15 protein-coding genes are annotated in these 14,444 nt (G+C 37.4%); 4 read left to right on the forward strand and 11 right to left on the reverse strand.

All coding sequences use genetic code 11. The features are described 5' to 3' along the window. Positions 1–192 precede the first annotated feature (192 nt). Together secDF and MKY70_RS23015 are read right to left on the reverse strand one after the other, a co-directional pair. A complete protein-coding gene (gene secDF / locus MKY70_RS23010; RefSeq protein WP_088034186.1) occupies positions 193–2,457 on the reverse strand; it encodes a protein translocase subunit SecDF in 2,265 nt (754 codons plus the stop codon). Between the two features lie 282 nt (positions 2,458–2,739). Next, positions 2,740–3,024 carry a post-transcriptional regulator gene (locus tag MKY70_RS23015; protein ID WP_002015311.1) on the reverse strand — a complete coding sequence of 95 codons (285 nt, stop codon included), beginning with the start codon at positions 3,022–3,024 and terminating at the stop codon, positions 2,740–2,742. Positions 3,025–3,211: 187 nt separating this feature from the next. Here MKY70_RS23015 and spoVB point away from each other — a divergent pair, with 187 nt between their 5' ends. Then, entirely contained in the window at positions 3,212–4,771 is a 1,560-nt protein-coding gene (gene spoVB, locus MKY70_RS23020; RefSeq protein ID WP_289404674.1) for a stage V sporulation protein B, read from the forward strand. Between the two features lie 29 nt (positions 4,772–4,800). Here spoVB and MKY70_RS23025 read toward each other — a convergent pair whose 3' ends face one another. Continuing rightward, complete coding sequence (locus MKY70_RS23025) at positions 4,801–5,457, reverse strand: DUF421 domain-containing protein (RefSeq protein ID WP_002015314.1); 657 nt, start codon at positions 5,455–5,457, stop codon at positions 4,801–4,803. 104 nt (positions 5,458–5,561) lie between these two features. Here MKY70_RS23025 and MKY70_RS23030 point away from each other — a divergent pair, with 104 nt between their 5' ends. Continuing rightward, complete coding sequence (locus tag MKY70_RS23030) at positions 5,562–5,945, forward strand: TIGR04086 family membrane protein (RefSeq protein WP_002190755.1); 384 nt, start codon at positions 5,562–5,564, stop codon at positions 5,943–5,945. A 38-nt stretch (positions 5,946–5,983) separates the two neighbouring features. Here MKY70_RS23030 and yajC read toward each other — a convergent pair whose 3' ends face one another. Genes yajC through ruvA form a run of 6 tightly spaced genes read right to left on the reverse strand, consistent with a single transcriptional unit; the run spans position 5,984 to position 10,317 of the window. After that, a complete protein-coding gene (gene yajC, locus MKY70_RS23035) occupies positions 5,984–6,244 on the reverse strand; it encodes a preprotein translocase subunit YajC (protein WP_002034132.1) in 261 nt (86 codons plus the stop codon). Positions 6,245–6,271: 27 nt separating this feature from the next. Then, positions 6,272–7,411, reverse strand: coding sequence for a tRNA guanosine(34) transglycosylase Tgt (tgt, locus tag MKY70_RS23040; RefSeq protein WP_000125368.1), 1,140 nt, complete (start codon positions 7,409–7,411; stop codon positions 6,272–6,274). Positions 7,412–7,423: 12 nt separating this feature from the next. After that, entirely contained in the window at positions 7,424–8,476 is a 1,053-nt protein-coding gene (gene queA / locus MKY70_RS23045) for a tRNA preQ1(34) S-adenosylmethionine ribosyltransferase-isomerase QueA (RefSeq protein WP_088034182.1), read from the reverse strand. Between the two features lie 19 nt (positions 8,477–8,495). Continuing rightward, entirely contained in the window at positions 8,496–8,696 is a 201-nt protein-coding gene (locus MKY70_RS23050) for a DUF2905 domain-containing protein (RefSeq protein ID WP_000138161.1), read from the reverse strand. Beyond that, positions 8,693–9,694: a Holliday junction branch migration DNA helicase RuvB gene (gene ruvB / locus MKY70_RS23055; RefSeq protein WP_000344470.1), complete on the reverse strand. Its 1,002-nt coding sequence runs from the start codon at positions 9,692–9,694 to the stop codon at positions 8,693–8,695. Before ruvB ends, MKY70_RS23050 begins: the two co-directional genes overlap by 4 nt. 5 nt (positions 9,695–9,699) lie before the next feature. After that, positions 9,700–10,317, reverse strand: coding sequence for a Holliday junction DNA helicase RuvA (ruvA, locus tag MKY70_RS23060; RefSeq protein WP_002088786.1), 618 nt, complete (start codon positions 10,315–10,317; stop codon positions 9,700–9,702). A gap of 189 nt (positions 10,318–10,506) precedes the next feature. Here ruvA and MKY70_RS23065 point away from each other — a divergent pair, with 189 nt between their 5' ends. Further along, positions 10,507–11,451, forward strand: a complete 945-nt coding sequence (locus MKY70_RS23065; protein WP_088034180.1) for an iron-hydroxamate ABC transporter substrate-binding protein — start codon at positions 10,507–10,509, stop codon at positions 11,449–11,451. Between the two features lie 10 nt (positions 11,452–11,461). Here MKY70_RS23065 and MKY70_RS23070 read toward each other — a convergent pair whose 3' ends face one another. Continuing rightward, complete coding sequence (locus tag MKY70_RS23070) at positions 11,462–11,977, reverse strand: BofC C-terminal domain-containing protein (protein WP_002167631.1); 516 nt, start codon at positions 11,975–11,977, stop codon at positions 11,462–11,464. A gap of 441 nt (positions 11,978–12,418) precedes the next feature. On the opposite strand from MKY70_RS23070, the gene MKY70_RS23075 reads away from it, so the two are divergent. Beyond that, positions 12,419–12,853 (forward strand): branched-chain amino acid ABC transporter substrate-binding protein, encoded by a 435-nt coding sequence (locus MKY70_RS23075; protein WP_341025772.1) that lies wholly within the window; start codon positions 12,419–12,421, stop codon positions 12,851–12,853. 32 nt (positions 12,854–12,885) lie between these two features. Here MKY70_RS23075 and MKY70_RS23080 read toward each other — a convergent pair whose 3' ends face one another. Then, positions 12,886–13,530 carry a YhcN/YlaJ family sporulation lipoprotein gene (locus tag MKY70_RS23080; RefSeq protein ID WP_341025775.1) on the reverse strand — a complete coding sequence of 215 codons (645 nt, stop codon included), beginning with the start codon at positions 13,528–13,530 and terminating at the stop codon, positions 12,886–12,888. Positions 13,531–14,444 lie beyond the last annotated feature (914 nt).

Below are 14,444 nucleotides of genomic sequence, written 5' to 3' on the forward strand. Positions count from 1 at the left end.
GGCAAATACAAGGAAGTTAGGTGGGAGATCAACTGCCCGTAAAAGCCCGATTGGTGAGGGCTAATAATAAGTGGTGATGAACAAAATCAGCGATAACATCACCACTTTATTCCATTTCATTCTTTCAAAAGTTGCTATCTTATTCTATCCACAAACGAAAAAAGAGATGCCTCGTAAAGAGACATCAACTTTTTATACTTGCGGTTCAGATACTTCTTTCTCAACCTTCTTCTTGTTTTTGCCCTTTTTCAAACGACGGTTTTCAAGCATTAACCAAATTTGAGAAGCAACGAAAATAGAAGAGTACGTACCTACAACTAATCCAATTAATAATGCAAGTGAGAAGTTACGCAGTGACTCACTACCAAAAATAAGTAGTGTGATTACTGGGAACAACACTGTTAAAACTGTATTAATGGAACGACCGATTGTTTGACGAATACTTGAGTTTACGATTTCTTCTAAATCTTTTATATCGCGAACTCGTTTTTTCTGTTTGTATAACTCGCGGTTTCTATCAAACGTAACGATTGAGTCATTGATAGAGTAACCAATAATCGTTAATACCGCAGCGATAAACGTTAAGTCTACCTCAATCTGGAAAAGACTAAACATAACAATCATAACGAATGCATCATGTAATAATGCGATTACTGCAGATACTGCGTACGTAAGACGGAAACGAATACTTACGTATAAAACGATTACTGCAGAGGCAATTAATACTGCGATAAATGCATTTCGCGCAATTTCTTTCCCAATTGTCGGTGAAACTGTACTTACGTTTGGATCTGTACCGTATTTATCATGGAAGAATGTTTTTGTTTTCGCAATTTCATCTTTTGATAGAACACCTAACGTACGAACTGCGAAACCTTTATTATCATTACCCGTCGGTACAATATTTTCTTCTTTCACATCAATCTTCAGTTCATTGAAGTCTTTATGAACGTCAGACACAGTAAGTGCTTGTTTTGATTGCAAGTCGATACGTGTACCACTTGCAAAGTCAATACCAAGATTCATTTTGAAAATCGGTAATATAATTGCCCCAGCAATTACGACTACAACTGAGAATAAGAAGAATTTATGACCGATATTTACGAAGTTAATACGATCAAATCTCGTCGGTGGATGTACTACACCTTTTGTTAATGGAATAATATCCTTTTCCTTAACACCGAAGTAAGATAGTTTTTTATCGAAGTAACGGCTCTTTACAAGTAATCCAAGTAAGAAACGAGTACCGAATACGTTCGTAATGAAACCAACTAAAATACTTACGATTAAACTCGTCGCGAACCCTTTTACAGAGCTATTACCGTAAGCGAATAATACACCAGCTGCTGCAATTGTTGTAATGTTCGCATCTAAAATTGTCGATAATGAACGATGGTTACCAGCACGAAATGCTGACATCATCGACTTACCAATTTTCAGCTCTTCCTTCAATCTCTCGTACGTAATGATATTCGCATCAACTGCGATACCAACCCCGAGCACCAATGCCGCAATACCTGGTAACGTAAGAACTGCATGCATCCAGTTAAAGACAAGTAATGTAACGAAAATGTATAAACCTAACATAATAACCGCCACAAGTCCTGGTAGACGGTAGAATACAAGCATGAATAAGAAAATAATAGCAACACCGATCGCACTAGCGAAAATCGTTTGCTCTAATGCTTGTTGACCAAATTTCGCTCCAACAGATGTTGAATACATTTCTTTTAAATCAACAGGAAGTGCACCTGCATTTAATAAAGATGAAAGTTCTTTCGCACTTTCAACTGTAAAGTTTCCACCTACGATAGATACTTCAGCTTGATTAAATACTTGTTCTACTGTTGCTGCTGATAAAAACTTCGGATTCGGTTTTGCAGATTCTGCTTTATACGAATCTTTTCCTTCTTCAAAATCAAGCCAGATTACCATTAAATTCGTTGGTGGTGGCATTTTTGAAATCTTTTCAGTTACTGCACGGAATTTTTCAGCGCTTTTTAACGTAAGTCCAACACTTGGACGACCTTTATCATCAAATGTTTGCTTCGCTCCGCCGCCTTTTAAATCCGCTCCGTCCATAAGCAGGTTGTCATCCACATCACGGAATGTTAGTTTCGCTTGTGTTGATAACATTTCACGTGCTTTTTGCTGATCTTGTACACCAGCAAGCTGTACACGAATTCGATCTTCCCCTTCGATTTGAATGTTCGGCTCACTTACACCAAGAACATTGACACGATTTTCAAGAGCACCTACTGTACTTACAAGTGCATCACGATCGATTTTATCACCTTTTTTGGCTGGTTTTACTTCATACAGAATTTCAAAACCACCGCGAAGGTCTAGTCCTAGACTAATTCCTTTTGCTATGTCTTTTCCTGCCGCACCAATTACTCCACCAATTAATAAAACGATGAGGAAAAAGGCGGCAATTCTTGTACCACGCTTTGCCATATGTACCCTCTTTCTGCTACTAACACTTTCAATAAATCTCTTACGATTCATTTTCGCACGTGTGCATACGCCTAGTTAGTAGACTTACTTTCTATAAAATACATGTATTTCCGCTAGTTCATCACTAGCTGTGTCGGTAAGATTTTCACAATACCTACACTATTCATTATTTATTTTTCCTCTTCACTACCTCCTTTATATATAATCTTAGACATAATTAATTCCTCTTTATCAATACCTATCATTATACTGCAAAAGGAAGAACAAACCAATTACAGTCGGTTATTTATTTTCATATTCATCAAACGACCAAAGTGGCGCTTGATATGCTTCAACAGTTAAATAATTCATATATTCATTAGTACTTACTCTTAATACATCATTTACTAATTCATATAACCTAACATCACTATCTATCTTTTTCCACTTTTTCGCCTTGAGAAACTTCCAAATATCATTATCTGTCACTCGGTCGTAACCGAACAACTGAAACTCTTCTACTTTACTTTCTAAAACGACTTGTAACTGTCCGCGGTATGATTCTACCAAAGCCTCTTTATCCAACATATATAAACATCTCCTTCTTATTTCAGCACGAAAAGTCGCTTTTAATCCCGCTCTAATGGACAGCAATAACTTCTTTCAAGAGTACCATTCATACTTCACTCTCTTAAATGCTTGTCATTCTTGTCTCATACGTGCATATAAATTATTGTAAATCATTCCATTGATTTTGAGAAGGTAGGAGAAGAGTATGACGAGACAAAGCTTTTTAAAAGGCGCATTTATTTTAATGATAGCCGGTTTTATTACAAAAATCCTTGGATTTATTAACCGCATTGTAATGGCACGTATTTTAGGCGAAGAAGGCGTTGGCCTTTATATGATGGCTGTCCCCACCTTCATTTTAGCAATTACATTAACACAAATTGGCCTTCCTGTTGCAATCGCAAAATTTGTAGCAGAAGCGGAAGCAGTGAACGATAAGCAAAGAGTTAAAAAAATATTAACTGTCTCGCTAGCCGTTACATCCATTATTAGCATCATTTTAACAATTGGGATTATGCTACTCACACCTATTTTAGCAAAAACATTATTAACAGATGAAAGAACTTACTATCCATTAATGGCTATTTTACCTGTCGTCCCTGTTATTGCAGTTTCTTCCGTTTTACGTGGTTATTTCCAAGGGAAACAAAACATGAAGCCGAGCGCTTACGCTCAAGTCATAGAACAAGTTGTCCGCATTACAATTATTGCTGTATGCATTCGGTTATTTTTACCTTACGGCGTAGAATATGCTGCAGCCGGTGCCATGCTATCAGCTGTTCTTGGCGAAGTTGCATCTTTATTATTTTTACTTACTTTATTCCAACGCGAAAAACATTTATCTATACGCTCTGGATTTTTCACTACTGTAAAGGAGAGCAAAAATACGTTTTATTCCCTTATGGACATTGCTTTACCAACTACAGGAAGCCGTTTAATTGGTTCCGTTTCTTATTTCTTTGAACCTATCGTCGTTATGCAAAGCTTAGCGATCGCCGGCGTTGCTGCTTCTGTCGCAACTCAGCAATACGGTATATTAAACGGATATGCGTTCCCGCTTCTATCACTGCCAGCCTTTATTACATACGCTCTTTCTACAGCACTCGTCCCATCAATTAGCGAGGCAATGGCAAAGAGACAACACAAATTAGTGGAACACCGATTACAACAAGCACTTCGAATTTCCTTAATAACCGGCGGATGGTCAGTCGTTATATTATATGTATTTGCTTCTCCAGTTTTAACTCTCATGTACGGATCAGACAACGCGGCCGCGTTCATCCAGCTTCTTGCACCTTGCTTTTTATTTCATTATTTCCAAAGTCCCCTTACGTCTGTCTTGCAAGCTTTAAACTTAGCACGCGCTGCTATGATGAACACATTTATTGGCGCTATCGTAAAATTAATCGTTATCTTTGCACTCGCTTCACGCCCAGAGTTCCAAATGATGGGGGTTGCCCTCGCCATCGCAGCAAATATAGTAACCGTAACATTCCTTCACTACGCCACTGTTTTAAAGAAAATTGCATTTACCATTTATGCAAAAGACTATATTTTCGGCGGAGTTGCTATCGGGATTGCTGGTACCTTCGGTTTTTATCTTCATAAGTATATCGTTTTTTCTCATTCACTTGGCATACAAACATTATGGGAAATCACTTTAACAACAATCGTTTATATCGTTCTCCTCTTCGTTTTCAAACTCATTCGAAAAGAAGAATTAAGTCGTCTCCCTATCATTCGGAAACTTTCATTTTTGAAGTAAGCAGGCTTGCCATTCAAAATGGTAAGCCTCTAATTTTCTTTCAAATCAACGAAAAACTGTCCATTTTGAAAACTACAATATAAAATCTGTTTCACATCTTTATAACCTAAGTTATTCAGTTTCTCAACGAGCCACCCATCTGTATGTTCGATCATTTGCAAATGATTGTATTGAATTTCTCCATCAATAATTAGTGGGAGTGTAAAAATTGGTGTATCATTTTTGCTCTTTTTACTTTTTTGTTTTTGAAAGACAGATAACTTTCCAGATGGTTCTAAAATAGCGTATTCTACATCACGCACATCTCCTATTCCTTGCTCACGTAGTTGCATCAATAAATCATCTATGTTATATCGCTGCTTCCGCATCTTTTTTTCATCAATTTTACCTGCATTCACAAGAATCGCAGGCTCCCCTTCTATTAAATGCCGAAAACGCTGGAACTTTAAAGAAATGACCGACAAAATGATTTGTATACACATAAGAAAAGTCATTGGAACTAATTGATGCCAAAGTGATTTATCTGTATTTTCAATTGCCACTACAGCCATTTCACCGAGCATAATGAATACAACCAAATCTAATACACTTAATTCTCCAATTTCACGTTTACCCATAAGACGAAAAATAATTAAAATGATTATATACAAAAGCATTGTTCGTCCGATTATTGATACCCATTCCATTTCTACATCCCCTTTTTTTTACTTATAGGCTCCCCTACAAAAAAGAAACTAGTCTAACTTAAACAAAATGAAAATATGCTTGTATTAAAAAGGGGGAATGCATAATGGATGGAACGAAAAAATTATCGAGCGCAATCGGCTTCGGTATTATTACCCTATTAATCCTCGCATCTATTACAAGTATGATCATGGCTCTTTTATTAAAATTTACGAATATTAATGAAGGGACATTAGTAATTACTATTTTTATAATAGCCCTTCTATCTATGCTTATGTCTGGATTTATTGCTGGTAAAAAGGCACAAGGAAAAGGATGGCTAGTAGGTTTCACAACAGGCCTTACATTCGCTCTTCTCGTCTTTCTCGTTAACTATTTAGGCTTCTCTCAAACTTTATCGAACTCACAGTTACTCTACCAATTAGCATTAATGGGTGCGAGTACACTCGGAGGTATTTTCGGTGTAAATATGTCAAAACAAAATAGTTAAAAAAAAGGCCCTGCACATTTCATGCAGGGCCTTCATCATTAGTTTTTCACAACTTCACGAATCGCATTGCGATCGAAAGTTAAGTGTGAACCACCAGATTTAACAACAATTTTCGTTTCATCCACTGATTCGATTGTAGCGTGTAAACCACCGATTGTTACGATAGCATCACCTTTTTTGATTTCATTTTGCATTTGAGCAACTGCTTTTTGACGCTTTTGTTGCGGGCGAATTAATAAGAAATAGAAAATCGCAAACATCGCAACAATCATAACGATATTCATCATACCTGCATTCATCTTGTGTTCCTCCTTTTAAATTATGTATTAGAAGTTTTTAGCATTCGGTTTATTAAAGCCATACTGTTCAAAGAACTCTTCGCGGAAATCGCCAAGACGGTCTTCACGAATAGCTTGTCTCACCTGCTCCATTAAGTTTAACAGAAAATGAAGGTTGTGATAAGACGTTAAACGAATTCCGAACGTTTCATCACATTTCATTAAGTGACGAATGTACGCACGAGAATAGTTTTTACATGTGTAGCAATCACAGTTCGGATCAAGCGGCCCGAAGTCTCTAGCGAATTTCGCGTTTTTCACAACTAAGCGGCCTTCACTTGTCATACATGTACCATTTCGAGCGATACGAGTCGGAAGTACACAGTCAAACATATCAACACCGCGAATCGCACCATCAATTAACGAGTCAGGAGAACCTACACCCATTAAGTAACGTGGTTTATCATCAGGAAGAAGTGGTGTTGTAAACTCAAGAACACGATTCATAATATCCTTCGGTTCACCAACAGATAGACCGCCTATAGCATAGCCAGGGAAGTCCATTGAAACAAGATCTTTCGCACTTTGACGACGAAGTTCTTCAAACTCCCCGCCCTGCACAATACCGAATAAACCTTGATCTTGTGGACGTTCATGCGCCTTTAGGCAACGCTCTGCCCAGCGGCTTGTACGCTCTACAGACTTTTTCATGTATTCAAAAGTAGCAGGGAACGGTGGACACTCATCAAATGCCATCATGATATCTGAACCTAATGCATTTTGGATTTCCATCGCTTTTTCTGGAGATAAGAATAATTTATCGCCATTTAAGTGATTGCGGAAATGAACACCTTCCTCTTCAATGCGTCGGAAATCACTTAAGCTAAATACTTGGAATCCACCTGAATCCGTTAAGATTGCACGATCCCAGTTCATAAACTTATGCAAGCCACCTGCTTCACGAACAATTTCGTGGCCTGGACGTAGCCATAAATGATACGTATTGCTTAAAATAATGCCAGAATCCATTGCTTTTAATTCTTCTGGTGACATTGTTTTAACTGTTGCAAGTGTACCAACTGGCATAAATGTCGGTGTATCAAATGAGCCGTGTGGCGTGTGCACTCGACCTAAACGTGCACCCGTTTGTTTACAAGTTTTAATAAATTCATAACGAATTGCTGTCATAATTTACTCCTTTTATTTGTTTCTCATTTTAGCGTGAGATGCAACGAACATCGCATCACCGAAACTAAAGAAACGATATTTTTCTTTTACTGCTTCATTATAAGCATGAAGTACATTATCTCTATTTGAAAATGCACTTACAAGCATAATTAATGTTGATTTCGGCAAATGGAAGTTTGTAATTAAACCATCAATTGCTTTAAATTCATATCCTGGGTACATAAAAATATCTGTCCAGCCAGAAGCGGCGCAAAGCTTACCACTATGATCTGTCGCAATCGTTTCTAACGTACGTGTTGATGTCGTACCTACTGTAATAATACGGCCACCATCCTCTTTCACGCGGTTTAATAACGCAGCTGTCTCTTCGGACATATGGTAATACTCTGCGTGCATATGATGCTCTTCAATAGTTTCTGCAGAAACTGGTCTAAATGTTCCAAGTCCTACATGGAGTGTAATGAATGCTAACCCGACGCCTTTTTGCTTCAATTTCTCAAGTAACTCTTCTGTAAAGTGAAGGCCAGCCGTCGGTGCTGCTGCTGAACCGATTTCCTTCGCATATACCGTTTGATAACGATCGCGATCTTCTAGCGTCTCTTTAATATATGGAGGAAGTGGCATTTCTCCAAGCTCGTCTAAAATTTCATAAAAGATGCCGTCATATGAAAACTCAAGTTGACGCCCACCTTGGTCTGCTGTTCCAATGCAAGTTGCTTTTAACTTTCCTTCACCAAAAGAGATGACAGTTCCTTCTTTTACACGCTTTGCTGGCTTTATAAGCGTTTCCCACTTATCGCCTTCCTCTTGTTTCAAAAGAAGCACTTCAATGTGTGCACCTGTATCTTCTTTCACACCGTGCAAGCGAGCAGGCATCACTTTCGTTTCATTTAAAACTAAGCAATCCCCCTCTTGTAAGTAAGAAAGAATGTCCGTAAAATGTTTATGCTCAATATCTCCTGTTTCACGGTCTAACACCATCAATCTTGATGTTTCACGCTCTTCAAGCGGAATTTGTGCAATGAGTTCTTCTGGTAAATGAAAATCAAACAGATTAATATCCATAACTGTATCCACCTATTTCTTATTTGAATCGATTTATTATATACATAATGAAAGATAATGCAATACTTAACACAATACATGTAATGATAGGAAAATAAAAGGTAACGTTACCTTTTTTCACAAAAATATCGCCTGGAAGCCTTCCTATGAACTTCCAAGCTAATCCAACAACAATGAGCAAAATACCAGCTGTAATAAGCAGCTTTGGCATCTCCGTCATACTTTTGGCATCTCCATTCCGAAATGCTCATATGCGAGCGGTGTTACAATCCGGCCTCTTGGCGTTCTTTGTAAAAAGCCAATTTGTAATAAATACGGTTCATACACATCTTCAATCGTATGCGATTCTTCCCCAATCGTTGCTGAAACAGTTTCTAATCCAACTGGACCACCGCGGAACTTTTCAATAATACCAAGCAGTAATTTATGGTCGATATGATCAAGTCCTAATTTATCTACTTGTAATAGTTCTAACGCCATTTGTGTAATTTCCATCGCAATCGTTCCGTCACTGCGAACTTGTGCGAAGTCACGTACACGTCGTAATAGACGATTCGCAATACGAGGTGTACCACGGGCACGTCTTGCAATTTCTAATGCTGCTAACGAATCTATTTCAACTTCAAACACTTCTGCTGTACGTTCTACAATCGCAGAAAGCTGATCTACTGTATAATACTCTAATCGTGAAAGTACACCAAAACGGTCACGAAGTGGTGCTGATAATGCACCTGCACGCGTCGTTGCCCCAACTAGCGTAAATGGAGGTAAATCTAGACGTACAGAGCGAGCTGACGGTCCTTTCCCAATAACGATATCAAGGCAAAAGTCTTCCATCGCTGGGTATAACACTTCTTCAATAGATCTATGCAAACGATGAATTTCATCAATAAATAATACATCCCCAGGCTGAAGTGCTGTTAATACAGCCGCTAAATCTCCTGGTCTTTCAATTGCAGGACCTGACGTCGTTCGAATGTTAACACCCATTTCATTGGCAATAATATTCGCAAGCGTCGTTTTACCAAGTCCAGGTGGGCCATATAAAAGTACGTGATCTAACGTTTCTTCACGCATTTTCGCCGCTTCAATAAACACTTCTAAATTATGTTTCGCTTTATCTTGGCCAATATACTGACGGAGCGTCTGTGGCCGTAATGAATACTCTAAATCCGCATCTTCGTATCCAGATTCCCCTGAAAGGAGACGTTCGTCCATTATACTCACCTCTTACCATTTAGTAAAAGACTAAGTGCCTTTTTAATATATTGATCCGTCGTTAGTGATTCTTTTAATAACTCTGGTACAACGCGAGAGACTTCTCGTTCTGCATAGCCAAGTGCACGCAGTGCTTCCAGTGCTTCATCAAGTTCAACTGATGAACCTTTCTTCGTATCAAAACTTTCAGTATCTGAGAACAAATCAACAAACGCATCTGGTACAACATCTGCTAGTTTTCCTTTTAAATCTAAAATCATTTGGCGCGCTGTTTTCTTTCCTACGCCTGGGAACTTCACTAAGAACTTCTCATCTTCATGTTCAATCGCTTGAACGACCTGTCCGGTTTGACCAGAAGCTAAAATTGCAAGAGCACCTTTTGGTCCAATCCCCGATACACCTAACAATTTTGTAAATAATAAACGCTCTTCACGTGTTTTAAACCCGTAAAGTGCCATAATATCTTCTCTCACATAATGATATGTATAGACACGGATTTCTTGCTTACTTCTTTGAAATACATACGGATTTGGTGTGAAAATTTGATAACCAATTCCATTATGGTCAATTACGACATATTCCGGTCCTACATACTCCACGTAACCTGTAACATATTCAAACAAAATACGATCTCTCCCTCTCAAATCATGTATTCCATTTTAACATATTTAACAATAGAAAAGCGAGACTGCCCCAACAAATGTTCCCCGTTTACAATTTCCGTTTTTTTCTATTGACATAAATACAAAAAGAACATTAATATACAGATGTCGATAATGATTATCAATATTAATTAAAGGGGTTACATCAGGATGAAACAAAAGCTATTTATTTTATTTACTATCATGCTAGTTGTTCTTTCTATCGTTGGCTGTTCTTCTCAAAAAGAAGAAGCAAAAGCAAAAGAACAACCGAAAACAAAAGTTGTAAAACATGCTAAAGGGGAAGCAACAATTCCAGCTAATCCAAAGAGAATTGTGGATTTATCTGGATCAACAGAGGAATTATTACTTCTTGGTCATAAACCTGTCGGTACAGCAAACACATATAAAGATAAAATCCAAAATCACTTAACGGAAAAGCTAGACGGGGTAAAGGCAGTCGGCTGGTACTGGGCACCTAAAGTTGACCTAGAGGCTGTTACTGCTTTAAAACCAGACTTAATTATTTTAAACAATCGTCAATTGAAAATTTATGATCAACTTGAAAAAGTTGCACCGACAGTTGTTCTAGAAACAAATCTAGAAGACTGGCGCGGTAAGTTTAAAGAAGTAGGTAAACTATTTGGCGAAGAAAAGAAAGCCGACAAATGGATTGCAGATTACGATAAAAAAGCAGACTCTTTATCTAAAAAAATTAAAGAAAAAACAAAAGATGAGAATTTTATGTTCGTTGCAGTAACACCACAAAACTTCCGTGTATACGGTAGCTTCGGATATGGTGACATCATCTTTAACGACTTAAAACTTCCAGCAACAAAAGGTACAGATTTAAAACAAACGATGGCACAAGTATCACTAGAAGGTCTTGTTGCATTCCAGCCTGATCAAATGTTTATTGTAAGCTTCGGCGGAGAAGCTGATAAAGTGTACGAAGACTATAAAAATAGTGCGGTTTGGAAAGATAATAAAGCAGTAAAAAACAATCACGTATATGAAGTATCGAATGAAGTCTTCAATACGAAAGCATTCAATCCAATCGGAAAAGATATGCTAATTGATGAAATCGCAAAAGAGATTTTAGCTAAGAATAAATAAAAAAAGCAGCTCACCCTGAGCTGCTTTTTTTATTATTTTGCACTGCGTACTGCTTCATTTTTTCGATTGTCTTCACGAATCCTTCTTTTGACTTAATACGAATACCACGCTTTAGTTTTGCTCGCTCATAACTCTCAAGCTTTTTCATATCAATTTGAAAGAAGGAATGGATCGCGTTATCACTCTTCGGTACCCCTTTAAAAATTTGCAATATCCCTTCCTCTGAAACACCAAAATAACCGCTCGTTTTCAGTAAAGGAGAAATATCATCAACTTTCCTTTGTAATACGATTTGCACATCATCGCGATCAACAAGTTGCCATTCTTTATATTGCTGCAAAAACTTTTCTAAATCCGCTACTTTTTCTGTCAGTATTTCCTCACTTACTTCTCCATCAACATACATACGCTCTAATAAAATTGTAACTTCAGGTACTTTTTCTGTTATTTCTGCCCTCACATCGGATCCATAAGCTAAGCAAAACATCACAACGAAAGCTTGCACTGCAATTAGCATCCATTTCATTTCTGTTCACCTCTTCTAGGCAAAATCATACTTTCATTTGTAGCTTTTCCGGAAATGGGGGTTTTATCCATATAAACAATAGCATTAAATTTCTAAGGAAAATAAAAAATGCAGATAAGGGTTAATCCTCATCTGCATGTATCATTTACTTTTATATAAAATGAAAGACGCCTGCAAAGCAGGCGTCTGATGCGTTTACGGCGAAAGACCAGGCGACCACATTCGCGTGTTTAGCACTTAAGCATATCTCTCGACTTACGTAAATTAGCTCATCGCTTTGCTAATATAACATTAACAAGGTAGAAGCGCAATATATTTCTAAATATATTTTTCTTCCTCTTTCAACCAATTGAAATTTATGTAAAATATAAATTGATTAATGTAATATATATGTTACAATTTGTATGACAGCGAAATCATAATAAACAGGAGATGAATGCTTTGAAAAAAATTAAAGATGAACGCCTCATTCTTCAAACGTTAAAAAACATACGTATTGCCTTTCTCTTTCAATCACTTGGAATAATCGGAATTTTGGGCTATATCGGATTTTCTGAAGGAATCGATCAAATTACGAAATCTCCATTGTGGTTATTATTTATACTTACAAGCATTATACTTAGTTACTTACAATTAAGTGTTTCAATCGATGTAGAAGAAAGCGCAAAAGAAGTGAAATTAACTCCCTATTACAAAATTGTCTTACGCTGTCTTATTATAGGAATTATTATGGCTATTATTTATATCATTTTCAGTCCAGAGAGACCGCTGTTTGAAGCTATCCTTACAGGTAGTATCCTCTTCGTATGCTTTTTAGCTTCCTATTCCATTAGTTATTTCATTAAAAAACGTCGCTTACAAGATAAAGACGAATAAAGAGGAAGGGCTATCCCTTCCTCTTTGTTTTGTTATCGTACTGTACCAGTTAAGCCATAACGAATGTCTCGGAACATATTTGTTATGTCACGATTAAAATCATTTGTAACTGTACCGTTACGTAGACGCGTACTCATTGCATCAACACGAGTAAACATGTCATTTCTTACAGAAACATAAACATTTCTATTTCCAACTTCATTCGCAACAGCTTGACGAATTTCGTTCGCCATCGCTGTTTCATTCGTCGCTGTATTACGCGGTTTTACCGCAATCGCTACATCGTTTCCATATACAACTGTAGAAACTCTATCTACGTTATTCATACGTTTTACACGATTCGTAATTTTCTCCGCAGTTTTACCATCATTGTTAATGTATGAATTGTTCATTGTAATATTACGAGTTGGGTGTGGATTAGCAATTTGCCCATTATAATTTACATCACGATAATAGTTGGATCCTGCGTCATTACGACCGTTTCTATATGTTACATAATCTGTAGAACGATCGTTACGCGTTACATTATCATTATATCGGTGTGTGTCATTATAAGATGTACGCTCGTAATTATAGTTACGTCCATCCATCGCATTATTATCTTTTGGTGTACCACATGCAGCTAATGCACTGGTAACTAACAAAGAAGCAGCAATAACTTTTACTTTCGTATTCAATACAAAAACCCCCCTTGTTAGAATGAACTTCTCTTTCGAAAAGCTCCCCCTTATGATGAGTAACAGAGAGGTTTTTTACACTGTTAATATTTCACTAGGAATTTTCTAGCACTTAATGTAAATTCACCATATTCCTGACCATCACGAATACAAAAAAGGCGGGAATAACCCCACCTTTTTTAAACTTCCTCTTCATCCTCTTCTTCTGAAACTGGTTCTCCAAATACATTTGGTGGATCTGGCTGATAATACATCGTTCCTGGCTGCGGTGCATATGCTGGCTGAGTCGGTTGATAATATAAAGGATTGGCGTATTGTGGTCCACCCGGCTGAGGACTATATAACCTATTCTCTCCTCCGCATCCACAATCTTCTTCCCCTTGCACGAGTGGTGGCATATTATTATCCATTGGCATCGTATTTGGATTTGGCATAGAAGTATATTGTGGCGACATTTGTTGATACGGCATTTGATTGTATGGATTTTGTTGCTGATACTGCGGATATGGCGGCATCATTGGCTGTTGATATGGCATCATGTTTGGCATTTGATTGTTATCCATTATCGGCATCATGTTCGGCATTTGATTGTTATCCATTATCGGCATCATGTTCGGCATTTGATTGTTATCCATTATCGGCATCATGTTTGGCATTTGATTGTTATCCATTATCGGCATCATGTTTGGCATTTGATTGTTATCCATTATCGGCATCATGTTTGGCATTTGATTGTTATCCATTATCGGCATCATGTTTGGCATTTGATTGTTATCCATTATTGGCATTATATTTGGCATTTGGTTGTTATCCATTATCGGCATCATATTTGGCATTTGGTTGTTATCCATTATTGGCATTATATTTGGCATTTGGTTGTTATCCATTATCGGCATCATATTTGGCATTTGGTT

Origin of the sequence: Bacillus sp. FSL R9-9492, from assembly GCF_038007365.1 — a bacterium.
Classification (GTDB): Bacteria; Bacillota; Bacilli; order Bacillales; family Bacillaceae_G; genus Bacillus_A; species Bacillus_A mycoides.